Below are 25,780 nucleotides of genomic sequence, written 5' to 3' on the forward strand. Positions count from 1 at the left end.
GCGGCCCCCGCGACACCTGTCCGCGTCCCTGACCGGCCGGGCGGGCACCGATGACCATGCGAGTGCTCGGGATCGACCCCGGCCTGACCCGGTGCGGGATCGGCGTGATCGACTCCACCGGTGCTCGCCGAGCGCGACTCGTCCACGCCGGTGTGGTCCGCTCCGATGCCGCCGACGGGATCGACCACCGCCTGCTCGCGATCACCCGCGGGCTGCGCAGCGCGATCGAGGAGTACGCCCCCGACGTCGTCGCCGTCGAACGCGTCTTCAGCCAGAACAACATCTCCACCGTGATGGGCACGGCGCAGGTCTCCGGTCTGGCGATCGTGGAGGCCGCCGAACGCGGGATACCGATCGCGATGCACACACCCTCCGAGGTGAAGGCCGCGGTCACCGGCAGCGGCAGGGCCGACAAGAAGCAGATCCAGACGATGCTCGTCAAGCTGCTCGGACTCGACGCGCCTCCGCAGCCGGCCGACGCCTCCGACGCGGTGGCGATCGCTCTGACGCAGCTGTGGCGCGGCCCCGGACCCGTCAGCCTCGACTCGACCGGCGGAGCCCGCACCAGCGCACAGGCAGTGTGGGCCGAGGCGGAGCGGAAGGCTCGACGCGCCCGGGAGCGGTCCACCTCCCGGCACTGATCGAACACCCGTTCTAGAGTGGCCTCGTGATCGCATCCCTGACCGGGCGAGTGGCCCGTATCGACCTCGACGCCCTCGTCCTGGACGTCGGCGGCGTGGGCTACCTCGTCCGCACCACCCCCCAGGCGCTGAGCGCGACCCGCCACGGCGTCGAACTCACCCTGCACACCGAGCTCGTCGTCCGCGAGGACTCCATGACTCTGTTCGGCTTCCCGCATCCCGAGGAGGCCGAGACCTTCCGCATCGTGCAGTCCGTCTCCGGGATCGGGCCGCGGACGGCGCTCGCGGTCCTCGCCGTCCTGGACCCCGAGGAGCTGCGCCGCGCCGTCGCCGACCAGGACGTCAAGACGATCGCCCGCACCCCCGGCATCGGTCCCAAGGTCGCCAGTCGCATGCTGCTCGAACTGGGCGGCAAGCTGCCCGCCCCCGTCGGCGCCGGAGCCTCCGGAGCCCCTGGGGCCTCTGGGGAAGATGCGGAGGCGGCCCCGGCGGCGGGCGTCGATGCGGACGTGGTCGAAGCTCTCGCCGGGCTGGGCTGGGCCGAGAAGGCTGCTGCCTCCGCCGTCGAGGGCGTGCGCGCCGACGAGGGGGAGGGGCTGGACGCCGCCGAGCTCCTTCGCCACGCCCTGCGACGCCTGGGAGGCAGCCGATGACACCCGAGGACGACGAGGTCGCACTGGAACCCTCCGCCGGCGCTCCTGCGCACGACCGCGACGGGAGCTCCGTGACGAACCCGGAGTCCGCGCCCCCGGAGCGCACGGCCGAGGCGGCGCTGCGGCCGCGCCGGCTGGATGAGTTCGTCGGCCAGCAGATCGTGCGCGACCAGCTCTCGCTGGTGCTGGACGCCGCGACCGCACGGGGCCGTTCCCCCGAGCACATGCTGCTGTCGGGTCCGCCGGGTCTGGGCAAGACCACGCTGGCGATGATCATCGCCGCCGAGCTGTCCGCCCCGCTGCGCATCACCTCGGGCCCTGCCATCCAGCACGCCGGGGACCTCGCCGCCATCCTCTCCTCGCTCGACGAGGGTGAGGTGCTCTTCATCGACGAGATCCACCGCCTCGCGCGCCCCGCCGAGGAGATGCTCTACATCGCCATGGAGGACTTCCGGGTGGACGTGGTGGTCGGCAAGGGCGTCGGCGCCACCTCCATCCCGCTGGACCTGCCGCCCTTCACGACGGTCGGGGCCACCACCCGGGCAGGTCTGCTGCCCGCGCCCCTGCGCGACCGCTTCGGCTTCATCGGCCACCTGGACTTCTACGCCCCGCACGAGCTGCGCGAGGTCGTCCGCCGCTCCGCGCTCCGTCTCGAGGTCGATCTCGTCGAGGAGGCCGGGGTGGAGATCGCCTCCCGCTCCCGGGGCACGCCCCGCATCGCGAACCGTCTGCTGCGGCGGGTGCGCGATTGGGCACAGGTGCGCGGCAGCGGCCGCCTGGATCTCGCCGCCGCGAAGGAGGCTCTGCGCGTGTACGAGGTCGACGAGCGAGGGCTGGACCGCCTGGATCGCGCCGTGCTCTCCGCCCTGTGCGGCCGCTTCGCCGGCGGCCCGGTGGGCCTGTCGACGCTCGCCGTGGCGGTCGGGGAGGAGACCGAGACGGTCGAGACGATGGTGGAGCCGTACCTGGTGCGGGAGGGTTTCCTCCTGCGCACTCCGCGCGGGAGAGCCGCGGCTCCGGCGGCCTGGACGCATCTGGGCCAGGAGCCACCGGAGGGTCCGGAGGGCACCGCGCCGATGCTCGGCCGGTTCTGAGACCCAGGCGGCACCGGGACGGACCGGATCGGTGTCGTCGTCGCGCAACGGCTGGGAGGAACGTCCCGACTCGGCGGGTACAGTGGGATGGTCAGCCGTCCGCGGCAGGGCCGTTGCTCGCGCAGAACATGCCGGGACCGCCGCTGTCCGCCGAAAGGAAATCCGTGGAATCCCTCCTTCCTCTCCTGCTCATCTTCGCAGTCATGATGCTGCCCCTGCTGTTCATGTCGAACCGCCAGAAGAAGATGCAGCGCAAGCAACAGGAGCTGGTCAACGCCCTGGGCGTCGGCGACGAGGTCCGCACGCACTCCGGTTTCTACGGCCTGATCGTCGATTCCTTCGACGACATCGTGATCCTGGAGTCCGAGAACGGCGCCCAGACCAAGTGGGCCCGTCAGGCCATCGCCATGAAGGTCGACCCGGAGGGTCTGGACGACGAGAACCTCGACGAGGACGCCGACGACGAAGCGCTCGAGGGCGAGAGCTCTGCGAACCGCGGTGATGTTCCCGGCGTGACCACGTCCGACGACGCCGCCCGCGACGAGGACCGTCGCGACCGCTGAGCGGTGCCCCGAACCACCCGTGATCTCTCCGTCGTCCTGAGGAACTCTGCCCCATGCCCGCACGTCGCATCGCCCTAGCGGCCCTCGCGGTGCTGATCCTGCTGCTGGGCGGCGGGATCGGTGCCGGGGTCGCCAAAGGTGGCTGGGAACCAGCCCCTGAGCTCGCACTCGACCTCGAGGGCGGCACCCAGGTCATCCTCCAGGCCGAGTCCCGCGACGGCGCGCAGATCGATCCGGCCGCCATGGAGCAGGCTCGCCAGATCATCTCCCAGCGCGTCAACGCCCTGGGCGTCGCGGAGACGCAGATCAGCATCCAGGGCGGGACGAACATCGTCATCGACGTCCCCGGACAGCTGGACCAGGAGACCTCAGAAGCCCTCCGGCAGACCGCCGCGATGTCCTTCCGCCCGGTGCTGGGCATGGTCGCCCCCGAGAGCGCCGGCGCCTCCGACGGCGGCGGCTCCGACGCCGGTGGGCTCTCGGACTCCGGTGGCGGATCGGACACGGGCTCCGGCTCCGAGACGACCGACCAGACGTCCTCCGCTCCGGCGGATCCCTCGCAGCAGAAGTTCGACGGGCCGGTCAGCGGCGACTCCTCGCTCGCTCCGCAGGAAGCCCCGGCCGAGGGTGAGCTGCAGTACCCGGCGTGGTCGATGGACTGGCTCACCCCGGAGCTGCAGACCGAGCTGATGAACGTCGACTGCACCGATCCGGCCGCTCAGCAGGAGAAGGTCTCCGACGCCGCCGCCGATGAGCCGGTCGTCGCCTGCGACACGGCGGGCACGCAGAAGCTGCTGCTCGGGCCGGAGGTGGTGGCCGGTTCCGCGATCGAGGATGCCGGCGTCGCCTCCGACATGACTCCCACCGGGCAGCCCACCGGCTACTACGTCGTGAACATGAGCTTCCACGAGGAAGGGTCCCAGGCCTTCGCGGACATGACCTCCGCGCTGTACAACGGCGAGGGGGCGACCCAGGCCTTCGGCATCGTGCTGGACGGGCTGGTGATCTCCGCGCCGCAGGTCCAGGAGCCCTCGACGGGCGGTGAAGCCTCGATCTCGGGGAACTTCTCCCAGGAGGAGGCGAGCCAGCTGTCCGATCAGCTGCGCTTCGGCGCGCTGCCGCTGGAGTTCGAGGTCGCCTCGGAACAGCAGATCTCCGCGACCCTGGGTGCCGACCAGCTCCAGATGGGACTGATCGCGGGCCTCATCGGCCTCGCCCTGGTCGTCGCCTACGCCTTCTTCCAGTATCGGGCGCTGGCGCTGGTGACCGCGGCCAGCCTCCTGGCGATGGGCACGCTCACCTACGGCGTGCTGACGGTGCTCTCGAACCTCCCCGAGATCGGGTACCGCCTGTCACTGGCCGGCGTCGTCGGCCTGGTGGTGGCCATCGCTTTCACCGCGGACTCGTTCATCGTCTACTTCGAACGCGTCCGTGACGAGATCCGCGAGGGCAGGGGCATCGTCGCGGCCGTCGACCATGGGTGGAACCGCGCCAAACGCACGATCCTCGCCTCCGACTCGGTCAACCTGATCGCCGCGATCGTGCTCTACATCCTCTCGACCGGCAGCGTCCGCGGCTTCGCCTTCGTCCTCGGTGTGACCACGGTGCTCGACCTCCTGGTCGTCTTCCTGTTCACCCACCCGATCCTGCAGGTCCTGGTGCGCACCCGGTTCTTCGGGAAGGGCCACCCCTGGAGCGGCCTGGACCCGGCGGTCCTGGGCCGCAGCGTCCCCGCCTACGCCGGTCGCGGCCGTCTGCGGTCCAGCGGCGGAGACGAGGACGAGGAGGAGCCCCGCGAGCCGCTGGCCGCGCGCAAGGCCCGCCTGGCCCGGGAGGCCGCCGAACGCGACGGCTCCGCCGAGGAACCATCCGGGGCCGGCGACGAACACCGGGCCGACGGCGGTGGCCCTGAGAACGACCCGGGGCGGGCGGACGGCTCCGGCCCGACCGACACGAGAGACGACGACTCCGAGGAGGAGAGCCGATGAGTGCGACCTTCTCCCGGATGGGCAATGACCTCCACGCGGGGCGTCGTACCGTCCCGATCGTGCGGCGCCGACGCACCTGGTACCTGATCAGTGTCGTGGTCGTGGTGATCCTGGCGGGGCTGGCCGTGCTGCGCGGACCCAACCTCGGCATCGAGTTCACCGGCGGATCGGAGTTCCAGGTCGCCGGTGTCAGCGATACCGACCAGGCCATCGCCCGGGACGTGGTGCGCGAGCAGCTGCCGGACAACGAGCCCAAGGTGACCGTTATCGGTCAGGACACGATGCGGGTCCAGACCGAACAGCTCGACTCCGGCCAGACGGCCGCACTGGCCGAGGACCTCGCCTCCGCCTACGGGGTGTCCACCGATACGGTCTCGACCTCGTACATCGGGCCGGTGTGGAGCACGGACATCACCCAGAAGATGCTCCGCGGGGTTCTCGTCTTCCTGGTGCTGGTCGCGGCCACGATGGCGCTGTACTTCCGCAACCTCAAGTCCTCCGCCGCGGCGATGACCGCGCTCGTGCACGACATGCTGTTCACCGCAGGGGTGTACGGAGTGGTGGGCTTCGAGATCACGCCCGGCACCGTGATCGGGTTCCTCACGGTGATGGGCTACTCCCTCTACGACACCATCGTCGTCTTCGACAAGGTGCGCGAGAACACGGCGGGCTTGACGGCACAGTCGACGGCGACGTACTCGGATCGGGTCGAGCTGGCCGCGAACCAGACCCTGGTGCGATCGATCAACACCTCGGTCGTCGCGCTGCTCCCGGTGGGATCGATTCTCTTCATCGGCGCCTTCCTGCTGGGAGCCGGGACGCTCAAGGATATCGCGCTCGCCCTGTTCATCGGCATCTTCGCCGGCACCTACTCCTCGATCTTCCTGGCCCCGGGTCTTCTCGTGGACCTGCGTTCCCGGGAGTCCGGCATCGCCGCGCACACCCGGCGGGTCGAGCAGGGGCGCCGCAGCGGCACCGTCGGCGATGAGTCCGGCACGGCCGATGACGCCGCCGGCGCGGACGACGCGGGCCCGGACGACTCGGACGCGGATGACTCTGACGCCGACAGATCGGACGAGGACGGCTCGGACGTGGACGGCTCGGACCAGGACCGCGGGGACGAGAACGGTGACCACGGCGATCCCGAGCACACGGAAGACGGGGATCGGAGCGAGCCCGACGCCGAGGGAGACCTCTCGGGGACCGGCGAACCGGCCGACGGCACGGCACGTCGCGAGCGCCGCCAGCCGCGCCGCACCACGCGCCGTGGCCGCAACGTCCCCGGACGGGGCTCGCGATGAGCGAGCCGGTGCCGTCCGCGGAGGAGATCGAGGAGCTGCGCGGCTCCCACATCACCGAGCACCCGGACTTCCCCGAACCCGGCGTCCTGTTCCGGGACATCACCCCGCTGCTGCGCGATGGCGCCGCCCTGCGCTCGGTCATCCGGTACTGGAGCTCGATCCTTCCCGACGGCATCGAGTACGTCGTGGGAACCGAGGCCCGCGGCTTCGTCCTGGGTGCCCCGCTCGCGTACGAGATGGGAGCCGGGTTCATCCCGGTGCGCAAGGCCGGCAAGCTCCCCGGCACCCCGGCGTCGCTCAGTTATGACCTCGAGTACGGCAGTGCCGTCGTGCAGATCCCGCAGGATTCGCTCCCGGCCGGCGCCCGCACGCTGGTTGTCGACGATCTCCTGGCGACCGGGGGCACCGCCGCAGCCACCGTCGAACTCACCCGACGGTTCGACGTGGACCTGGTCGGTGCCTCCTTTCTCATCGAGCTGGAGGGCCTGCGCGGGCGCGACCGGCTCCCCGGGGTGCCTCTCACGACGGTCTGGTCCATCCCGAACTGAGCAGTGGGCGCATCCGGCCCGGCGCACCGGCGCCTGTTCGCCCTGCGAAGACGTCTCCGAGCAACCGGGAGCGCGCGCGTAGACTGGAGGACCGAGCCAGGAGGTGCGCAGTGCAGGAGCGGTCCGTATCCGAGTCCACGGGAGCCGACGCCGTGGCGCCGGGTCCCGATCGCAGCGCGCCCGCCTCGCCCTCACCGCCCACTCCGCCGGCGCCCCCTGCGGCGTCCGCCCCGGCGGGTCAGAGCCAGGGACCGCGCAAGCCGCGTTCGCGGCTGTCGTTCTTCTCGCCCCGCTCCGGGACAGCGGACCCGCTGCTGGCGCCGCTGCTGGAGACCATGTCAGCGGTCAGCCCGAAGGAGAGCCTCGCCCTGGTCCAGCGGGCGTATGCGGTCGCCGAGCGCGCCCACCGCGGGCAGACGCGCAAGAGCGGCGATCCGTACATCACCCACCCGGTCTCGGTCGCGACGATCCTGGCGGAACTGGGCTCGCCGGCAGAAGTGGTGGCCGCGGCCCTGCTCCACGACACCATCGAGGACACCGACTACTCGCTGGACAAGCTCCGGGAGGAGTTCGGTGAGGTGATCGCCGTGATGGTCGACGGCGTGACCAAGCTGGACAAGGTCACCTACGGCGAAGCCGCGCAGGCCGAGACGGTCCGCAAGATGATCGTGGCGATGAGCCGCGACGTGCGGGTCCTGCTGATCAAGCTCGCCGACCGCCTGCACAACGCGCGGACCTGGAAGTACGTCCCCCCTGCCTCGGCCGAGCGCAAGGCCAAGGAGACGCTCGAGATCTACGCGCCGCTCGCGCACCGCCTCGGTCTGAACACCATGAAGTGGGAACTCGAGGACCGCTCGTTCCAGGTGCTCTACCCCAAGGTGTACGAGGAGATCGTCAGCCTCGTCGCCCAGCATGCACCGGCCCGGGACCAGTACCTCAGGACGGTCTCCTCCCAGATCCTCGAGGACCTGAAGAAGGCGAAGATCAAGGCCGAGGTCACCGGTCGACCCAAGCACTACTACTCGATCTACCAGAAGATGATCGTGCGGGGCCGGGACTTCACCGACATCTACGACCTGGTCGGGGTCCGGGTGCTGGTGGACACCGTGCGCGACTGCTATGGGGTTCTCGGCACGCTGCACGCGCGCTGGTCACCGGTCCAGGGCCGGTTCAAGGACTACATCGCCCTGCCCAAGTTCAACCTGTACCAGTCTCTGCATACCACGGTCATCGGCCCCACCGGAAAGCCCGTGGAGGTCCAGATCCGTACGCGCGAGATGCACCGGCGCGCCGAGTACGGCGTCGCGGCGCACTGGAAGTACAAGGCGATGGCCGGCCACGGCGGCGACGCGGCGTCGAAGCCCATCGCCAACGAGGCCGCCTGGCTGCGTCAGCTCATGGACTGGCAGAAGGAGACCACCGACTCCGGCGAGTTCCTGGATTCGCTGCGTTTCGAGATCAACACGCAGGAGGTGTACGTCTTCACCCCGAAGGGGGACGTGCTCGCGCTCCCGCAGGGATCGACACCAGTCGACTTCGCCTACACGGTGCACACGGAGGTCGGGCACCGCACCATCGGTGCCCGGGTCAACGGGCGCCTGGTCTCGCTCGAATCCGCGCTGTCCACGGGCGACGTGGTCGAGGTGTTCACCTCCAAGTCGCCGGACGCGGGGCCCAGCCGGGACTGGCTCGGCTTCGTCAAGTCTCCCCGTGCTCGCAGCAAGATCCGCCACTGGTTCTCCAAGGAACGCCGCGGCGAAGCGCTCGAGCGGGGGAAGGACGAACTGGCCAAGGCGCTGCGGCGCCAGGACATGCCGATGCGGCGACTGCTGACCCACGACACGCTCGCCACGGTCGCCACCGATCTCAACCTTCCCTCGGTCGACTCGCTCTACACCTCCATCGGCGAGGGCCACACCGGCGCGCAGCACGTGGTGGAGAAGCTTCGGGCCGTCTTCGGCGGGTCGGACGGCGCCGAGGAGGACCTGGCGGAGATGACGCTGCCCTCCCGGGCGCGCTCACGGCCCAGCCGCTCCGAACGGCACACCGCGGAGACCGACCAGGGCGTGATCGTCGACGGCCAGACCGATCTCTGGGTCAAGCTCGCCAAGTGCTGCGCCCCAGTCCCCGGTGACCCCATCATCGGCTTCGTCACGCGCGGCTCCGGCATCTCGGTGCACCATTCGCGGTGTTCGAACGCGATCCAGCTGCAGGAGAGGCAGGCGGACCGGATCGTGGATGTGGCGTGGTCCGGCAGGCACAGCACGGCCTACCTGGTCCACATCAAGGTCGAGGCCCTGGACCGTCCGCGGCTCCTGACGGACCTCGCCCTGGTGATCTCCGAGCAGCAGGTGAATCTGCAGTCGGCCTCCGCACAGTCCAACTCGGACCGACTGGCCTCGACGTACTTCTCCTTCGAACTGGCCGATCCCTCCCATCTGCAGTCGGTCCTGGCACAGGTGCGTCGTGTCGAGGGCGTCTATGACGTCTACCGGGTCACCGGAGACGGCAAACCGGTCGGCTCGGAAGCCCCTCTGACCGTGAGCTGATCTCAGGCCGCCGTCTCTGCTGGCTCCAGCATCATCCGGCGCAGCCGGTGCCGTGCCTCGCGCGCTCCGGGATAGCGCTCCATCTCCCATAATCGCTGTTCGACCGCCCCCTCCGGGACGTGCCCGCTGGCGATCAGCCGGGTCAGCGCCGGCTGCGCCACGTGGTCGGGGCTGAACCGCAGCAGGTCGACGGCGGTGCGGACCGGCTCGGTGACCGGGGCCCCGCCGATCGTCTCCACCTCGAGCGGACGCAACCGGCAATGGCGCACCGTCGTGCCGGCGACGGGACCGCGATGGGCCGGTGAGATCAGCTCGGCCGGCGCGGGAGGCTCCCCGCCGAGCAGGACCCAGGCTGCCGACGGCCCCGCGATCACGTGGTACGACTGGAGGCGACCGCCCAGAGCGCACCCCAGCGCGAGAGCACGGTCGATGGCAGAGCGCATCGCGTCGGGAGGCAGGAAGATGCCCGGCAGCAGCCGCGCCAGCAGCCCGTCCTTCACCATGGTCTGGACCGAGGGCGATTCCGCCCAGCGCTCCAGGCCGGCGCCCAGGGGGACCGCCAGCTCGGCAGCATGATGCGACCAGGCGGCGCAGAGCCCCGTCGGCAGCGGAGGAGGCCCGACCGCTCTCGGGCCGGGGACCATACGCTGGCGCGCGTTGTTCGCCGGCCTCGTCGATCTCATGCACCGACTCTGACCCGCGGGGCCCCCGACGGCAAACGCCCCGCCCGTCGATGTGGACGGGCGGGGCGCGGGGAGGAACCGTGGCGGACCGGTCAGCCGAGATCCTGGGCGGAGCGCTCGATCACTGCCAGCCACTCCTTGCGGGCCTCGAGCGCGGACTCCGCCTCGGCGATCTTCTGAGGGTCACCGGTGGCACGGGCCTTCTCCAGCGCCTCCTCGTACGAGGCGATCGCCGAGTGCAGCTGGGAGGAGACGCCCTCGACCCGGGCGCGGGTGCGGGGATCGGTGCGACGCCACTCCTCCTGCTCGGCGTTCTTGACGCTCCGTTCGACCTTGCGCAGACGCTCGTCGATCCGTCGCATGTCGGAGCGGGGCACCTTGCCCGCTTCCTCCCAGCGATCCTGGATCGAGCGCAGCTTCGCCTTCGCCGCATCGACGTCCGCCGTCGGGTCGATCTCCTCGGCCTCGACGAGCAGCGCCTCCTTGACCTCGAGGTTCTTGCGCTGCTCGGCCTCGATCTGCTGGAGATCCGCGTTCCGAGCGTCGAAGAAGCGGTCCTGGGCCGCCTTGAACCGCTTCCACTGCGCGTCATCCTTCTTGCGACTGCCGCGCGGCGCACTGCGCCACTGCTCCATCAGGTCCTTGAAGGCGCGGACTGTCGGTCCCCAGTCGGTGGAGTCCTGCATCGCCTCGGCGCGGGCGATGAGGTCCTCCTTGATCGCCGCCGCCTCCGTGTGCTTCTCATCGAGCTGGGAGAAGAACTGCTTGCGCATCCGGTCGAAGGTGGCCCGGGCGGCGGAGAGCCGCTTCCACAGGCTCTCCTCGGTGGGACGGTCCAGCGAGACGTCCTCCGTCTGCATCTGCTTCCAGCGCGGGACCATCTGCCGCATGGTGTCCCCGGCCTTCTTCCAGGAGATCTGCTCAGGATCGGTCGCGACCAGCGCCTCGATCGACTCGACGAACTCGGTGCGGCGCCGGGTGGCCTCGGCCCGCTCGTCGGCGCGCTTCGCCTCGAGGGCCTGGATCTTCGACTTGGCGTTCTCGCGCAGCTCGTTCGCTCGCGCCCTCAGAGCCGGGATGTCGCCGACGACCTGCGGCTCCTTCATCTTCTTGCGCAGGTTCTCGAGCAATCGGTTCAGCTCGTTCTGCGTGTGCTCCGGAGCGTTGAGGGTCTTCTGGGTCAGGTCCAGGAAGGCGACCAGGTCGAGATAGCCGCGAGCATAGGGATCGAGGGCCTTGTCGCGGTCCGTCTCGGTGGTCGTGCCGATGGTGCGCACCTGCGTGCCGTCCTGGACGGTCACCGTGCCCTCTTCATCGACGGACCCGAAGGCCTTCGCCGCGGCCAGCTGCTCCGCGTCGTAATCGGTGACGGGCGGTGCGACCGGCACCAGGGGAGCGGTGGGCTTCTTCCCCGCCAGGGCCGCCGGCGAGGGAACGCCGGGCTTGGGCCCGGGAGCCGGACGCGGTGTCGGTCGCGGCGCGGGGTCGGGTGCCGGCTCGGTCTGCTCAGCGGATGGGGCCTCGGTGTCGCGCTCCGGCTCGGCGGGGGCTTCCGAACCGGTCTCGGTCTGGGCGTCCGCTTCCGGAGCGGCGTCGGTCGCGGATTCGGACTCAGCATGGACCTCCGTGTCGGCGTCCGGCTGAACATCTGCTTGCGCATCGGCATCAGACTCGGCGCCGGCCTGCGCCGGTGCGTCGGCACCGGTCTCCGCGCCGGGCTCTGCCGGTGCGTCGGCATCAGACTCGGCGCCGGGCTCCGGCACCGCCTCGGGATCCGCAACGGCCTCGGGCGCGTCCGCGGCAGGGGCCGGAGCGCCCTCGTCGGAGACGTCGCCGGAGGCGCTGCTGGCCTCCGCGGGCTGCGCCGATTCGGGGGAGTCGGACGCGGGGGACTGGTCGCTGACCTGATCGGCGGTCGGTCCGGGTTCCTGACCGGCAGGGTTCGACGCGGGGACGGGGGTCTCGGACTCGCTCACGATTGAGCTCCTTCGAAGGGATCCGCTGCAGGGCGGGACACTGCCGCCTCGTGCGGCGGCCGGGCTGGCTCGCGGAACGCCCCGGGAAGGGACGAACCACTTCACGGAACTCTACAGCGAGCACCCCAGGTCTTTGTCACCGTCCGGCGTCAGCACGGGCCGCCGCACGCGGGAGATAATGGACGCTCGCCGCCCCTGCCGACGACCCGATAAGGATGTGCCCCGCATGGCGAAGACCCCGAAGACCTCTCGTCTGTCCGGATTTCCGGAATGGCTCCCCGCCGAGCGTCTCGTCGAACAGCATGTGATCGACGTGTTCCGCGAGGTCGCCGAGCTGCACGGATTCTCCGGCATCGAGACGCGTGCGGTCGAGCCGCTCGAGCAGCTTCTGCGCAAGGGGGAGATCGACAAGGAGGTCTACGTGCTGCGGCGGCTGCACGCCGAGGACTCCGACGGCGGGGGAGATGATTCCGGAGCCGATCCCTCCCGCACTCTCGGGCTGCACTTCGATCTCACGGTGCCGCTGGCCCGATACGTCCTGGAGCACCAGAACGATCTGACCTTCCCGCTGCGCCGTTTCCAGATCCAGAAGGTGTGGCGCGGGGAGCGGCCCCAGGAGGGCAGGTTCCGTGAGTTCTACCAGGCCGATCTCGATGTGGTCGGCCAGGACACCCTGCCCGGGCACATCGAGGCCGAGGTCGCCGTGGTGATGGCCGAGATCCTCGACCGGCTGCCGCTGCCCAGTGTCACGATCCACGCCAACACACGGCGGCTGTCCGAGGGCTTCTTCCGTTCCCTCGGCCTCGAGGACCACCCCGCCGTGCTGCGCATCCTCGACAAGCTGCCCAAGCTCGGGGCGGACACGGTGCGGGAGCAGCTGATCTCCGAGGCCGGGGCGAGCGCGGAGCAGGCCCAGGCGTGCCTGGACTTCGCCGCCATCCGCACCCGCGACTCGTCGTTCGCGCAGCGTGTGCGAGATCTCGGGGGCAGCGGCGAGATGGTCGAGGAAGGCATCGCCGAGCTCACCGCCGTCATGGAGCGGGTCGAGGCGTCCGTGCCCGGCGTGATCCTCGCCGACCTCTCCATCGCACGCGGTCTGGACTACTACACCGGCACCGTGTTCGAGACCTTCGTCGCCGGTCACGAGGGCCTCGGCTCCGTCTGCTCCGGGGGACGCTACGACTCGCTGGCCTCCGACAACCGCCACACCTACCCCGGCGTCGGGTTGTCGATCGGGCTCTCCCGCCTGGTCTCCCGGATGCTCTCGGCGGGTCTCGCCCGGCCATCGCGCGCTGTGCCGACCTGCGTGCTGGTCTCCGTCACGGACGAGGACTCCCGACAGGTCAGCGAAGCTGTCGCCCGTGACCTCCGCGCCCGCGGTATCTCGTGCGAGGTCGCCCCGACGGCCGCCAAGTTCGGCAAGCAGATCCGCTACGCCGACCGGCGCGGCATCCCGTTCGTCTGGTTCCCCGGGACCGAGGGCGAGGCCGACGAGGTCAAGGACATCCGCTCCGGTGAGCAGGCGCCGGCCGCCTCGAGCACATGGGAGCCACCGGCCCAGGACCGCACGGTGCGCATCCTCGCCGCCGATGCCGATGCCGATGCCGATGCCGATGCCGGATGAGTGCTGGGGCAGCGTGGGGTCGCTCGGCGTGAGCTGACTCACGGCTCGCCGTCTCGGGAATGATCGGCGCTCCCGAGGCGTTGCCCGAGCATGGCTACCGTCACGCTGACCGAAGAGAACCACGACAAGACCGTCGAGGACGGCATCGTCCTGATCGACTTCTGGGCGGGCTGGTGCGTGCCGTGCCAGCGTTTCGCCCCCATCTTCGAGGAGTCCTCGGAGAAGCATGAGGACGTCACGTTCACGAAGGTCGATACCGAGGACCAGCAGCAGCTGGCCATGCGCTACGGCGTCACCTCGATCCCGACCCTGGTCGCCTACCGCGAGGGCATCCCGGTGTTCTCGCAGGCCGGCGCCCTGCCGCAGTCCGCTCTGGAGGACCTCATCGGCCAGGTCAAGAACCTGGACATGGACGAGGTCCGCAAGGCCTATGCGGAGGCCCAGGAACAGCAGAGCTGATCGCCATGAGGTGCGGCTGCGGGCCGACGGCACACGTATCGCCGTCGGCACCCGCCGGCCGTGAGCCGGCTGGTCGGCACAGCTGACCGGCCGACACAGCTGGGACGTTCCCAGGCATCGCTCACCGCAGACCCCGCAACCGCAGAAGGCCCCGTCTCCGATCACTCGGAGGCGGGGCCTTCTCGCAGGGGCGAGGCCGGTCGATCAGCCGTCCGTGGGGCGGCGGTAGCTCGTGCGCTTCGCGTCGTGTCGACCGGCGTCGTCGCGCCGCGGGCGGTCGTCGTGGCGGCGCCGCGGGCCGGCGTTGTCGTGACGTCCGCCCCGATCGCCGCCGTGGCCGCCCTTGGAGGAGCGGGGGCCGTTGTCCGGGGCGATCCGCAGGGATCGTCCGCCGACGCGGGCCTTGCTGATGCGGGCCATCTGCGCATCGTCCAGCGAACCGCGGATCTGCACCAGGGCGAACGTGCCGAAGATCTGGATCTTGCCGACGTCCTTGCCATTGAGGCCGCCCTCGCCGGTGATGGCGCCGACGATGGCCGGCGGCCGGGCGCCGTGGGTGTGGCCCACGCCGATCCGGTAGGAGGTGTATCCCTTCTCGGTGTGGGCACCGCCCTCACCACGGGGTCCGCGGTCGCCGCGGTCACCGCGGGAACGGTCGTCACCGCCGGAGAGCGTCGCGGAGGTGAACTCCTCGTCCTCCGTGGTGGCTCCGGGCCCGTCGTCGCCGACGGTCATGGCGCCCAGCACGGCCGCGAGCTCCAGCGGGTCGATGTCGTTCTCGGCGACGTAGTCGCCGATGAGCTCGCGGTACAGCGCGAGCCGTCCGCGCTCGATGCGCTCGGGCACCTTGGTCAGCAGCGAGGCCAGGCGGTGACGGGACACGTCGCGCGGCGACGGGATCACGGCTTCCTCGAGGGTCTGCTTGGTGGCGCGCTCGATGTTCTTCAGCGCGCGACGCTCATGGGGACCGATCAGGGTCAGAGCCTCGCCGGAACGACCCGCACGGCCGGTGCGGCCGATGCGGTGGACGTAGGCCTCCGGCTCGCGCGGGACGTCGAAGTTGACGACCAGGCCGATGCGCTCGACATCCAGGCCGCGGGCGGCGACGTCGGTCGCGACCAGGACCTGCAGGGAGCCCTCGCGCAGCCGCTCGACGATCTTCTCGCGCTCCTTCTGGGGCACGTCACCGCTGATGGAGGCGGCGATCACCCCTCGCGAGACGAGGGCCGTGCCCACCTCCTCCGCGGCGGCGCGGGTGCGCACGAAGACGATGGCCGCTTCGGCGTCGGAGGTCGCGAGCACCCTGGCCAGGGCGCCGGTGCGGTGCTTGAACGGGACCACGGCGTAGGTCTGACGAACGCTCTTGACCGTGGAGGACTGCGGGCTCACGCTGACGCGGACCGGGTCCTTCATGTGGTTCTGGGCGACGCGCTGGATGGCCGACGGCATGGTCGCCGAGAACAGGGCGAGCTGCCGGCTGGCGGGGGAGTGGGAGAGGATCTCCTCGACGTCCTCCGCGAAGCCCATGCGCAGCATCTCGTCGGCCTCGTCCAGCACGGCGAAACGGATGGTCTCCAACCGCAGCGTGTTGCGCCGCATGTGGTCCATGACGCGGCCGGGGGTGCCGACGACGACCTGCGCACCGCGGCGCAGAGCGCGCTCCTGAGGGCTGTAGGGCGAGCCACCGTAGACGGCGACCACGTCCAGACCGCCGATGGCGGTGGCGAAGGAGGAGATCGCGTCGGCGACCTGCATGGCCAGCTCACGGGTGGGAGCGAGCACGAGGCCCTGGACCTCGCGCAGCTCGGGATCGATCGCGGCCAGCAGCGGGAGGCCGAAGGCCGCGGTCTTGCCGGTACCGGTCTGGGCGACGCCGATGATGTCGCGGCCCTCCAGCAGCGGCGGGATGGCGCGCGACTGGATGGCTGACGGGCTGGTGAAGCCGAGGTCGTCGACCGCGCGGCGCAGCGGGCCGGGCAGGTCGATGTCGTCGAAGCTGGGCTCGGCCGGCTCGGCCGACTCGGCGGGAGCAGCCGGGGCGGCCGCCTCTGCGGTGGGGACGGAAGTGTCGGAATCCTGGGCGGCGGTGACCGCGGAGTCTGCGGGGAGGCCGGTTTCGGAGGAGACGGCGGCTTCGGTGGACTCGGCAGGATCAGGGGCAGGGGCGGCGTCAGTCATTGCATCCTTCGGCGGTGGGGTGAAGATGGTGCCCTCACAGATCGCAGGGCGTGGGATCCCTGACAGATGGCAGGGCTGGGTGCCCTGACAGATCACTGGGCGAGGCTCGTGCGAAGCGCGCTCGAGGCTCGTGCGAAGGCGGGCGGGATGGACCCGCAATACCGCAGGTCGGACAACGTTCAGTCTACGGGCGCCGGGCTCGGACCGACAGGGGGCCATGGGCGAGATCGCTCACCCTGCGCGGTACGCTGGTGAGTCCACGCCCCCAGGCGTGCGGACCCCGTCGAACCCATCGTGAAGGACACCTCGTGCTGCGCACCCACTCCGCCGGCGAACTCCGCTCGGAGCACATCGGACAGACCGTCACCCTCACCGGCTGGATCGGCCGCCGTCGCGATCACGGCGGCGTGACGTTCCTGGATCTGCGCGATGCCAGCGGTGTCGCCCAGGTCGTCGTCCGCGAGGACGAGGCGATGCATCTGCGCGTCGAGTACGTGCTCAAGGTCGTCGGGACGGTCGATCGCCGTCCCGAGGGCAACGAGAACCCGCAGCTGCCCACGGGCGACATCGAGGTGACCGCCTCCGAGGTCGAGGTGCTCAGCTCCTCGGCGCCGCTTCCCTTCCAGCTCGATGAGCACTCCGAGGTCGGTGAGGAGACGCGCCTGCGCTACCGCTACCTCGATCTGCGCCGGCAGGGACCGGCCCGGACGCTGCGTCTGCGCTCCGACGTCAACCGCGCCGCGCGCGAGACGCTTCTGGGCCAGGACTTCCTCGAGGTGGAGACGCCGACGCTGACGCGCTCGACTCCCGAGGGAGCCCGCGACTTCCTGGTCCCGGCACGGCTCGCGCCCGGCTCCTGGTATGCGCTGCCGCAGTCGCCGCAGCTGTTCAAGCAGCTGCTGATGGTCGGCGGCGTGGAGAAGTACTTCCAGCTCGCTCGCTGCTACCGCGACGAGGACTTCCGTGCGGACCGCCAGCCCGAGTTCACCCAGCTCGACGTCGAGATGAGCTTCGTCGACCAGGAGGACGTGATCGCCCTGGCCGAGGAGATCCTCACCGCGGTGTGGAGGACGGGTGGGCACGAGATCTCCGCGCCGTTCCCGCGCATCACCTACGCCGAGTCGATGAGCCGTTACGGGTCCGACAAGCCCGATCTGCGTTTCGACCTCGAACTGGTCGAGATGACCGAGTACTTCGCCGAGACTCCCTTCCGGGTCTTCCAGGCCCCGTACGTCGGCGCCGTGGTCATGGCCGGAGGCGCGTCCCAGCCGCGCCGGCAGCTCGACGCCTGGCAGGAGTGGGCCAAGCAGCGCGGCCACAAGGGACTGGCCTACGTCCTGGTCCAGGAGGACGGCGCCCTGACCGGGCCCGTCTCCAAGAACATCTCCGAGACGGAGAAGGAGGGCCTGCTGGAGGCCACCGGGGCGAGCACCGGGGACTGCATCTTCTTCGCCGCCGGCGAGCCGAAGTCCGCGCGCGCACTGCTCGGCGCCGCACGCCAGGAGATCGCCGAGCGCCTGGACCTGATCGACCACGACGCGTTCTCGTTCGTGTGGGTCGTGGACGCGCCGATGTTCGAGCCCGCCGCGGACGCCCGCGCGGCCGGTGACGCGACCGTCGGTGGAGGGTCGTGGACGGCCGTGCACCACGCCTTCACCTCGCCCAAGCCCGAGTTCCTGGACACCTTCGACACCGATCCGGGCTCTGCCCTGGCCTACGCCTACGACATCGTGTGCAACGGCAACGAGATCGGCGGCGGCTCCATCCGAATCCACGACCAGTCCGTGCAGGAGCGCGTGTTCGAGGTCATGGGCATCGGCGAGGAGGACGCGCGCGAGAAGTTCGGCTTCCTGCTGGACGCCTTCCAGTTCGGCGCGCCGCCGCACGGCGGCATCGCCTTCGGCTGGGACCGCATCGTCGCCCTGCTCGCGGGCGAGGAGTCCATCCGCGAGGTTATCGCCTTCCCCAAGACCGGCAACGGCTACGACCCGCTGACCGCCGCCCCCGCTCCCATCACGGCGCAGCAGCGCAAGGAGGCCGGTGTGGACACCAAGCCCGCCTCGCGCAGCGAGAAGGCCGCGACCGCGGAGCCCGGCGACAGCTGAACGTCCGCAGGACCAGCCGCCCGTGAGGACAGGCCGTCCGAAGGACAGGACTCCCTCACAGACTGAACGGCCCGTGCATCGAGCACGGGCCGTTCAGTCTGTGAGGAGGGGTGCTGTACCGGGAGCGGGCCGGCCTCTCAGCTGCGGAGACGACCTCGTGGCCGTGCCGCGCCGTGCCGTGCAGTCGCGCCGATCTCAGCGAGGCGACTCGCCGTGCTTGACCTGAGCGCGGGGGAGCCGGAAGCGACGGATCTGGATCGCTCGCATGATGCCGTAGCCCACCAGTCCACTGCCGACCTCGCCGTACTCCTCGGACAGGCGTCGGCGCAGACGGCGGCGCAGCATGAACGAATCGATCACGCACAGAGCGATGCCGCCCCACAGCACGACGATCATCCCCGTGCTCATCAGCATGTACAGATCCGGTCGGATCAAGGGCATGATCAGCGCGACCAGCATGAAGATCAGTGCGACGGGGAAGAAGTACTCGGCGATATTGCGGCGCGAGTCGACGAGGTCCCGCACCAGGCGGCGCTCGGGGCCGCGATGCTGGAGCGGCATCTTCTTCTCATCGCCCGTCATCAGCGCCTGCTGCGCTTCCGCGCGCTGCACCCGGGCGCGCTCCCGATCGCGCCGACGGGCTTCCTTGCGGTCATCGACCACGAGCGGACGCCGGCGGGCGGCTTCGGCCTCTTTGCGGGTACGGGTGGGCCGCCCCTTCGATCCGGGGCGGGTGGTCTGCACCGGTTCGGGGGGCTCGGGAGTCTCGGACTTGCGGAATATCACCGGGGCATTCTAGGCGAACCCACCTGGGATTACCCGGTGCGCGCCGCGCAGGGGCCCGGCCCGGCCGCCGCGGCTCGACCCGTGTCAGCGGTACCGTGGCGAGCATGACGAGCTCGAACGAACCTTCCCAGAACCCTGCCGTGACCGGCGATGCCACGTCGGTCGACGCGCTGCGTGAGCGGCTCGAGCCACTGCTGCCGGCGGCGATCGCGGACCTCGAGGCCCTGGTGCGCATCCCGTCGGTCGCCTTCGACGGATACGACCGGGAACCGGTGCGGCGCAGCGCGGAAGCGGTCGCCGAGCTGCTCAGGGGCGCCGGGATGGCCGACGTCACGATCGAATCGGTCGCCGACGGGGCTCCCGCAGTCATCGGCCGCACCCCGGCGGCCGAGGGACGCCCGACCGTGCTGCTGTACGCCCACCACGATGTCCAGCCCACCGGCGATCCCGCCGACTGGAGCAGCCCGCCGTTCGAGCCGGTCCAGCGGGGGCGCCGGCTCTACGGCCGCGGCGCCGCCGACGACAAGGCCGGCGTGATGGCCCATGTGACGGCACTGCGGCTGGTGGGGGAGGAGCTGGCGGCCGATGGCATCGGGGCCACCGTCTTCGTCGAGGGCGAGGAGGAGGCGGGATCCCCGACCTTCCGCCCGTTCATCGAAGCGCACCGTGAGGCGCTCGCGGCCGACGTCATCATCGTCGCCGACTCGGCCAACTGGGCCGTGGGCACCCCAGCGCTGACTACCAGCCTGCGCGGCCTGGTGGATGTGGTCGTGGAGGTGCGCACGCTCGAGCATGCAGTGCACTCCGGCCTGTTCGGAGGACCCGTCCTGGACTCCCTCGCCCAGCTCTCGAGGCTCCTGGCGACCCTGCACGACGAGACCGGCGAGGTCGCCGTCGACGGACTCGTGCGAGGGCCGGATCCCGTGGTCGAGACGGACGAGGCGGATTATCGTCGTGACGCCGGCGTCCCGCAGGGCCTGGAGCTCGCGGGCACAGGTCCGCTCAGTGCACGGCTCTGGACCCGCCCCGCGCTCTCCGTCATCGGGATCGACGCGCCTCCTGTCCGGGAGGCCTCGAACACGCTGGTCCCGGTCTCCCGCGCGAAGCTGTCCCTGCGCATCCCCCCGGGCGAGGACCCGGATTCGGCGATGGAGGCGCTGGTCTCGCACCTGGAGCGGCATACCCCGGCCACGGCCGAGGTCAGGGTCCATCGCGGTGAGACGGGCAAGCCGTACAGCGCCCGCCAGGACTCTCCGGCGATGAGACTTGCCCGCGGCGCGCTCGCGGACGCCTGGGGGACGGAGGCGGTGGACACCGGACTCGGCGGCTCCATTCCGTTCATCGCCGACCTCCTCGAGGTGTTCCCGCAGGCCGACGTCCTGGTCACCGGTGTCGAGGATCCCGAATCGCGAGCCCATGGCATCGACGAGTCCCTGCACCTGGACGAGTTCGCCCGGGTGTGCCTCGCCGAAGCGCTGCTGCTGCGCGGCGCCGGTTCCCTCCGCGGCGACGACGCATGAACGGCTCCGACCGCCGACCCCAGCAGCAGCCGGGCCAGGGCCGGACCACCGTCTCGCCACTGGCCATCCCGCTGCTGTTCGCGGGGCTGATGATCGGCTTCTTCGCGGGATACTTCTTCCTGTGGTGGGGGATCCTCGCCGTCCTCGCCGTCGCCCTGGGCGCGCTGTGGATGGTGCTGGCCGGTCACAGCCGCGAGGCGGCCGCCTCCGCGATCGGCGGCGTCGCGGTCGGCTACGTGATCCTGCTTCTGCTGGCCGTCTTCCGCGGGGTGCTGTGACGGCGTGCTCGGACGGCTTCTCGCGCAGCGGGTCACGGCGTCCCGAGGACACGGGCACGTCGGTCTCGCGGGGAGGCGGATGCCGCGAGTCCACCGGCGACACGCGGGGTGAGCGGGATCGCCCGCAGCGGGCGGTCCCCTTCCGCGCCGGCGAGGCGTACCCTGGGACCACACGAGCATCGAGGAGGACCTCATGACCACGACCACCGAGCGCCCCGCCGCGACGCACGGCGTCACCCTCACGTCCGGTGCGGCGGAGAAGGTCTCGACCCTGCTGGAGCAGGAGGGCCGCGACGACCTGCGCCTGCGTATCGCCGTGCAGCCCGGAGGCTGCTCCGGCCTGATCTACCAGCTCTACTTCGACGAGCGCCTGATGGACGACGACCTGGTCGCCGACTTCGAGGGCGTGGAGGTCATCGTCGACAAGATGAGCTCCCCGTACCTCACCGGTGCGGTGATCGACTTCGCCGACACGATCGAGAAGCAGGGCTTCACGATCGACAACCCCAACGCGCAGAGCTCTTGCGCGTGCGGCGACTCCTTCGGCTGATCCGCTCTCGCGACCACCCTCAGCAGGGGGTCGCGGCGCTCGGCGCACAGCATGATCGGGCCCGGCCCGGTGACGATCTCGTCACCTGGTCGGGCCCGTTTTTGGTCTCAGCACGGCCGTCTGCGCATCACAGGGCGATGACGGCCCGCCGACGGCGCGTGCCGGTGAGCAACGCACCCCGCGAAAGCCGTATGATGACGACGTGCCGTTATGTGCCGGGCCTGAGCGCGGCACTGCCCGCTCTCCGGAGCGGGCGCGGCACCGTGGGCAGGTCCCCGCCCACACCAGTACCAGCTCCGCAGTCCGGAACCTGGCTCGCGCATCGCGCGGACCGGCCCCCGAGACACGGAGACGACGAGCGGAAGGTCATTCCCTGTGATCCCCCAGGTCCCCCAGCGCTCACGGCGCGGACGCCGCGTGGCCGCGGCAGGCCTCGCCCTGGCCACCCTGGTCCTCTCCGGCTGCACGGACGAGCAGCTGCGCGGCTTCTTGCCCGGCTACTCCGACGGCGAGGTCACCAACCAGACCGGCCGGATCACGGACCTGTGGGTCGGTTCCTGGGTCGTGCTGGTGGCCGTCGGCCTCATCGTGTGGGGTCTGACCATCTGGTGCGCCATCGCCTACCGTCGTCGCAAGAACGAGACGGGCTACCCGATCCAGCTGCGCTACCACGTGCCGCTGGAGATGATGTTCACCCTGCTCCCGGTGGTCATGGTGCTCACGTTCTTCTACTTCACCTCGCGGGACATCCGGGAGATCGAGCACCTCGAGGAGAACCCGGACGTCACCGTCCACGTCGTGGCCAAGCAGTGGAGCTGGGACTTCAGCTACCTCGAGGAGGACGTGCACGAGCCCGCCGGCGTGCAGTCCTTCGCCACCGGTGAGCTGGGCGCGGCCGAGACGCTGCCCGTGCTGTACCTGCCGGTCGATCGCACCGTGGAGTTCCGTCTGGACTCGCGCGATGTCGCGCACTCCTTCTGGGTCGTCGACTTCCTGTACAAGAAGGACACGCTGCCCGGCTTCACCAACGTCTTCCAGGTGACGCCGACGCGCGAGGGCACCTACTTCGGCAAATGCGCGGAGCTGTGCGGCGAGTACCACTCCGACATGCTCTTCAACGTGAAGGTCGTCTCCCAGGAGGAGTACGACGCTCACATGCAGGAACTGCGCGAGCAGGGCAACACCGGGGAGCTGGGCGTGGACCTGAACCGCAATCAGAAGGAATGGAGCATGCGGGACGAGAACGACGACATCTATCCCGCACCGCGTGAAGACCAGGAGGCCGAGCAGTGAGCGCGCAGACCCCGGTGAGCAGCCCGCAGACGACTGCTCCGGAGCGGTTCGAGCCGGTGGGTTCCACCAGCCTCGGCAAGCGGATGTTCAATCTGCTGACCACGACCGATCACAAGCTGATCGGCATGATGTACCTCGGAATGGGCTTCGCCTTCTTCGGATTCGCGGGCATCCTCGCGCTGATGATGCGTACCGAGCTGTGGGAGCCCGGTCTGCAGGTGGTGGTCTCCAAGGACCAGTACAACCAGCTGTTCACCATGCACGGCACGCTGATGCTGCTGATGTTCGGCACGCCGCTGTTCAACGGCTTCGCCAACTATCTGATGCCGCTGCAGATCGGTGCGGTGGACATGGCGTTCCCGCGCCTGAACATGTTCGCCTTCTGGGTCACGCTGTTCGGCTCGCTCATCGTCGTCGCCGGCTTCCTCACCCCGCAGGGCGCGGCGTCCTTCGGCTGGTTCGCCTACGCACCGCTGTCGGACACCACGTTCACCCCCGGCCTGGGTGGTGATCTGTGGGTCTTCGGCCTGGCCTTGCAGGGCTTCGGGACGATTCTCGGCTCGGTCAACTTCATCACCACGATCCTGTGCATGCGCATGCCCGGTATGACGATGTTCCGGATGCCGATCTTCACCTGGAACACGCTGATCACCGCGGTTCTGGTGCTGATGGCCTTCCCGCCGCTGGCTTCGGCACTGCTGGCTCTGGGCGCGGATCGCCGTTTCGATGCGCAGATCTTCGACGCCGCGAACGGCGGCCCGATCCTCTGGCAGCACCTGTTCTGGTTCTTCGGCCACCCCGAGGTCTACGTGCTCGCGCTGCCCTTCTTCGGTATCGCCTCCGAGATCATCCCGGCGTTCTCGCGCAAGCCGATCTTCGGGTACAAGACCCTGGTGGGCGCCACGATCGCCATCGCCGCTCTCTCGGTCACCGTGTGGGCGCACCACATGTACACCACCGGCGCGGTGATGCTGGACTTCTTCGCCTTCATGACGATGCTGATCGCCGTGCCGACGGGCGTGAAGTTCTTCAACTGGATCGGCACGATGTGGAGGGGATCGCTCACCTTCGAGACCCCGATGCTGTTCACCCTCGGGTTCCTCACCACCTTCATCTTCGGCGGCCTGACGGGCATCATCCTGTCCTCGCCGGTCCTGGACTTCCACCTCTCCGACACGTACTTCGTGGTCGCTCACTTCCACTACGTGATGGCCGGGACCGTGGTGTTCGAGATGTTCGCCGGGTTCTACTTCTGGTGGCCGAAGATGACGGGCTACAAGCTCGATGAGGGACTGGGCAAGATCCACTTCTGGCTCATCACCATCGGCTTCCACCTCACGTTCCTGGTCCAGCACTGGCTGGGCGTCGAGGGCGCTCCCCGGCGGTACGTGAACTACCTGGCCGAGGACAACTTCGGCTGGCTGAACCAGGTCTCCACGGTCGGTGCCTTCATCATGGGCATCTCGACGCTGCCCTTCCTGCTGAACGTGGTCCTCACCCGTATCCGTGACGAGAAGATCCTGGTCGACGACCCGTGGGGCTTCGGAGCGTCGCTCGAGTGGGCGACGTCCTGCCCGCCGCCCCGGCACAACTTCGAGTCCCTGCCCCGCATCCGGTCCGAGCGTCCGGCCTTCGATCTCCATCATCCGGAGGTCGGAATCCAGGACCACATGACGGACCAGGAGCCCGCCGAGAACCCGAGGACGAACTGACATGCGAGCCGTAGCACAAATCTTCTGGATCCTGGGTGTCTTCATCCTGCTCTCCGCCATCGCCTACGGCTTCCTGACGGGTGCCTTCCAGCGATGGGGTGTCGAGACCGCCGGGTTCCCCGCCCTGCTGGCCGCGGCCGGGCTCTCCTTCATGATCGCGATGTTCGCGTCCCTGACCGGGCGCAAGCACAGCCTCGGAGCCTCGGACGACCTGGATGGTGAGGTGGCCGAGGAGCCCGGCGTCCAGGGCAGCTTCTCGCCGTACAGCTGGGCGCCGCTGTGGGCCGCGATCGGCGGGGGCCTGTGCTTCCTCGGCGTGGCCGCCGGCTGGTGGATCTTCGCCTTCGGCGTCCTCTTCGGCATCTACGGTGTGCTGAGCTGGGTGCTGGAATACTCCGTGGGCCAGCACGCGCACTGAGGTCTTCCGACCCTCCCGCCGAGACATCGCCCTTCGCCCTGACCGGGGAAGGGTGCCGCGAAGGCCCCGCATCGATCCGTTCGATGCGGGGCCTTCAGCATGCAATGTCGCGATCGCTGAGCTCTCGTAGCCGGCTGCGGCGCGAGACCCCCACACCTCCCGGAATCCCCGGGCCCCACGGCCTCCACGGCACCCGCGAGGCCCATGAGTCCTCCCGCGCCCCGCGGGCCGCACCGCCGCCCTCGGGACGCTCCGTAAGCGGAGGCAGGGGGAGCGACCGGTTCTGGCTTCGCAGGCGGACAACCCACGCAGTACCGATGACCAGCACTAAAAAGGTGTAGCGCAATGGACAGCGGTATTGAGCTGTATGGACCGCCCCGGCTCCTGGGGCGTGAGACGCCGCGGGTGCTAGCGTGTCGGCACGAGCCGTTGCACCGAGCTCAGCGCCCGAGCACCGGCACCGACGACGGACCAGGAGGCGTTCATGATGATCGGCGATGGAGCAGATCTTGTCGGCCGCGCCGAGCGCGAAGTCCGCGGCATCTTCGCGGACGAGGGTGCCCTCGAGCGAGCGGTCGCCTGGGCATCGGAGGTGCTCGCCAAGGACGGTATCGACCCGTCGGCCCAGCAGTTCCGGGCGATGCGGTCCTTGTGCCGCGCGGAGCGGCGGCTCAGCCTGACCGGTGCTCGCTATCTCGTCAACGCCACCTCCGGCCGGGGGAACCGTCGCGCGGCTCCACGCAACCCGATCCTCGAGTAGGACCCGGCGGCTAGTGACCCGGTCCTCGGCGAAGTGCCCGCGGTGTGCGCGGCGGCCGAGCCCTCTGAAGGGGCTCTCCGCCCACCGGACCATATAGCTGT

The 25,780-nt window shown here is 70.0% G+C and carries 22 protein-coding genes; 18 read left to right on the forward strand and 4 right to left on the reverse strand.

What is annotated here, in order from left to right; all coding sequences use genetic code 11:
• Positions 1-50 precede the first annotated feature (50 nt).
• The 8 genes from ruvC (at position 51) to ACFQRD_RS03280 (ending at position 9,337) form a co-directional block, all read left to right on the forward strand.
• Positions 51-641 carry a crossover junction endodeoxyribonuclease RuvC gene (ruvC, locus tag ACFQRD_RS03245; RefSeq protein ID WP_377020093.1) on the forward strand — a complete coding sequence of 197 codons (591 nt, stop codon included), beginning with the start codon at positions 51-53 and terminating at the stop codon, positions 639-641.
• A gap of 26 nt (positions 642-667) precedes the next feature.
• Entirely contained in the window at positions 668-1,294 is a 627-nt protein-coding gene (gene ruvA / locus ACFQRD_RS03250) for a Holliday junction branch migration protein RuvA (protein ID WP_377020092.1), read from the forward strand.
• Positions 1,291-2,388, forward strand: a complete 1,098-nt coding sequence (gene ruvB, locus ACFQRD_RS03255) for a Holliday junction branch migration DNA helicase RuvB (protein ID WP_377020091.1) — start codon at positions 1,291-1,293, stop codon at positions 2,386-2,388. The genes ruvA and ruvB overlap by 4 nt, the downstream gene beginning before the upstream one ends.
• Before the next feature lie 164 nt (positions 2,389-2,552).
• The gene (gene yajC / locus ACFQRD_RS03260) at positions 2,553-2,951 is read left to right on the forward strand and encodes a preprotein translocase subunit YajC (RefSeq protein WP_377020090.1); all 399 of its coding nucleotides are present in this window, start codon (positions 2,553-2,555) and stop codon (positions 2,949-2,951) included.
• A gap of 53 nt (positions 2,952-3,004) precedes the next feature.
• A complete protein-coding gene (secD, locus tag ACFQRD_RS03265) occupies positions 3,005-4,939 on the forward strand; it encodes a protein translocase subunit SecD (RefSeq protein ID WP_377020089.1) in 1,935 nt (644 codons plus the stop codon).
• Complete coding sequence (secF, locus tag ACFQRD_RS03270) at positions 4,936-6,240, forward strand: protein translocase subunit SecF (protein WP_377020088.1); 1,305 nt, start codon at positions 4,936-4,938, stop codon at positions 6,238-6,240. The genes secD and secF overlap by 4 nt, the downstream gene beginning before the upstream one ends.
• Positions 6,237-6,788 carry an adenine phosphoribosyltransferase gene (locus ACFQRD_RS03275; RefSeq protein WP_377020087.1) on the forward strand — a complete coding sequence of 184 codons (552 nt, stop codon included), beginning with the start codon at positions 6,237-6,239 and terminating at the stop codon, positions 6,786-6,788. Before secF ends, ACFQRD_RS03275 begins: the two co-directional genes overlap by 4 nt.
• Before the next feature lie 110 nt (positions 6,789-6,898).
• A complete protein-coding gene (locus ACFQRD_RS03280; RefSeq protein ID WP_377020086.1) occupies positions 6,899-9,337 on the forward strand; it encodes a RelA/SpoT family protein in 2,439 nt (812 codons plus the stop codon).
• 2 nt (positions 9,338-9,339) lie between these two features.
• Here ACFQRD_RS03280 and ACFQRD_RS03285 read toward each other — a convergent pair whose 3' ends face one another.
• Together ACFQRD_RS03285 and ACFQRD_RS03290 are read right to left on the reverse strand one after the other, a co-directional pair.
• A complete protein-coding gene (locus ACFQRD_RS03285) occupies positions 9,340-10,020 on the reverse strand; it encodes a hypothetical protein (protein ID WP_377020085.1) in 681 nt (226 codons plus the stop codon).
• Between the two features lie 92 nt (positions 10,021-10,112).
• Complete coding sequence (locus ACFQRD_RS03290; protein WP_377020084.1) at positions 10,113-11,996, reverse strand: DUF349 domain-containing protein; 1,884 nt, start codon at positions 11,994-11,996, stop codon at positions 10,113-10,115.
• Between the two features lie 226 nt (positions 11,997-12,222).
• Between ACFQRD_RS03290 and hisS the strand changes: the two genes are divergently transcribed.
• On the forward strand, positions 12,223-13,620 hold the full coding sequence (gene hisS, locus ACFQRD_RS03295) for a histidine--tRNA ligase (protein ID WP_377020083.1): 1,398 nt from the start codon (positions 12,223-12,225) through the stop codon (positions 13,618-13,620).
• 90 nt (positions 13,621-13,710) lie between these two features.
• Positions 13,711-14,079 carry a thioredoxin gene (gene trxA, locus ACFQRD_RS03300; RefSeq protein ID WP_377020082.1) on the forward strand — a complete coding sequence of 123 codons (369 nt, stop codon included), beginning with the start codon at positions 13,711-13,713 and terminating at the stop codon, positions 14,077-14,079.
• A 204-nt stretch (positions 14,080-14,283) separates the two neighbouring features.
• Here the strand turns inward: trxA and ACFQRD_RS03305 are convergent, their stop codons facing one another.
• Positions 14,284-16,257 (reverse strand): DEAD/DEAH box helicase, encoded by a 1,974-nt coding sequence (locus ACFQRD_RS03305; protein ID WP_377020081.1) that lies wholly within the window; start codon positions 16,255-16,257, stop codon positions 14,284-14,286.
• 308 nt (positions 16,258-16,565) lie between these two features.
• On the opposite strand from ACFQRD_RS03305, the gene aspS reads away from it, so the two are divergent.
• Positions 16,566-18,362: an aspartate--tRNA ligase gene (aspS, locus tag ACFQRD_RS03310; protein WP_377020080.1), complete on the forward strand. Its 1,797-nt coding sequence runs from the start codon at positions 16,566-16,568 to the stop codon at positions 18,360-18,362.
• Positions 18,363-18,557: 195 nt separating this feature from the next.
• Here aspS and ACFQRD_RS03315 read toward each other — a convergent pair whose 3' ends face one another.
• Complete coding sequence (locus tag ACFQRD_RS03315) at positions 18,558-19,148, reverse strand: DUF3043 domain-containing protein (RefSeq protein WP_377020079.1); 591 nt, start codon at positions 19,146-19,148, stop codon at positions 18,558-18,560.
• A gap of 104 nt (positions 19,149-19,252) precedes the next feature.
• On the opposite strand from ACFQRD_RS03315, the gene ACFQRD_RS03320 reads away from it, so the two are divergent.
• The 7 genes from ACFQRD_RS03320 (at position 19,253) to ACFQRD_RS03350 (ending at position 25,679) form a co-directional block, all read left to right on the forward strand.
• Positions 19,253-20,668 (forward strand): dipeptidase, encoded by a 1,416-nt coding sequence (locus ACFQRD_RS03320; protein WP_377793851.1) that lies wholly within the window; start codon positions 19,253-19,255, stop codon positions 20,666-20,668.
• The gene (locus ACFQRD_RS03325) at positions 20,665-20,946 is read left to right on the forward strand and encodes a hypothetical protein (RefSeq protein ID WP_377793852.1); all 282 of its coding nucleotides are present in this window, start codon (positions 20,665-20,667) and stop codon (positions 20,944-20,946) included. Before ACFQRD_RS03320 ends, ACFQRD_RS03325 begins: the two co-directional genes overlap by 4 nt.
• Positions 20,947-21,139: 193 nt before the next feature.
• Entirely contained in the window at positions 21,140-21,496 is a 357-nt protein-coding gene (gene erpA, locus ACFQRD_RS03330) for an iron-sulfur cluster insertion protein ErpA (protein ID WP_377020076.1), read from the forward strand.
• Positions 21,497-21,871: 375 nt separating this feature from the next.
• Positions 21,872-22,789 (forward strand): cytochrome c oxidase subunit II, encoded by a 918-nt coding sequence (gene coxB / locus ACFQRD_RS03335; RefSeq protein WP_377020075.1) that lies wholly within the window; start codon positions 21,872-21,874, stop codon positions 22,787-22,789.
• A gap of 56 nt (positions 22,790-22,845) precedes the next feature.
• Complete coding sequence (ctaD, locus tag ACFQRD_RS03340; RefSeq protein WP_377794172.1) at positions 22,846-24,501, forward strand: cytochrome c oxidase subunit I; 1,656 nt, start codon at positions 22,846-22,848, stop codon at positions 24,499-24,501.
• A 1-nt stretch (position 24,502) separates the two neighbouring features.
• Positions 24,503-24,919, forward strand: a complete 417-nt coding sequence (locus ACFQRD_RS03345; protein ID WP_377020074.1) for a cytochrome c oxidase subunit 4 — start codon at positions 24,503-24,505, stop codon at positions 24,917-24,919.
• Positions 24,920-25,403: 484 nt separating this feature from the next.
• Positions 25,404-25,679: a hypothetical protein gene (locus ACFQRD_RS03350; protein WP_377020073.1), complete on the forward strand. Its 276-nt coding sequence runs from the start codon at positions 25,404-25,406 to the stop codon at positions 25,677-25,679.
• The last annotated feature ends 101 nt before the right edge of the window (positions 25,680-25,780 follow it).

Origin of the sequence: Brachybacterium sp. GCM10030268 (genome assembly GCF_042666305.1) — a bacterium.
Taxonomy (GTDB): Bacteria; Actinomycetota; Actinomycetes; order Actinomycetales; family Dermabacteraceae; genus Brachybacterium.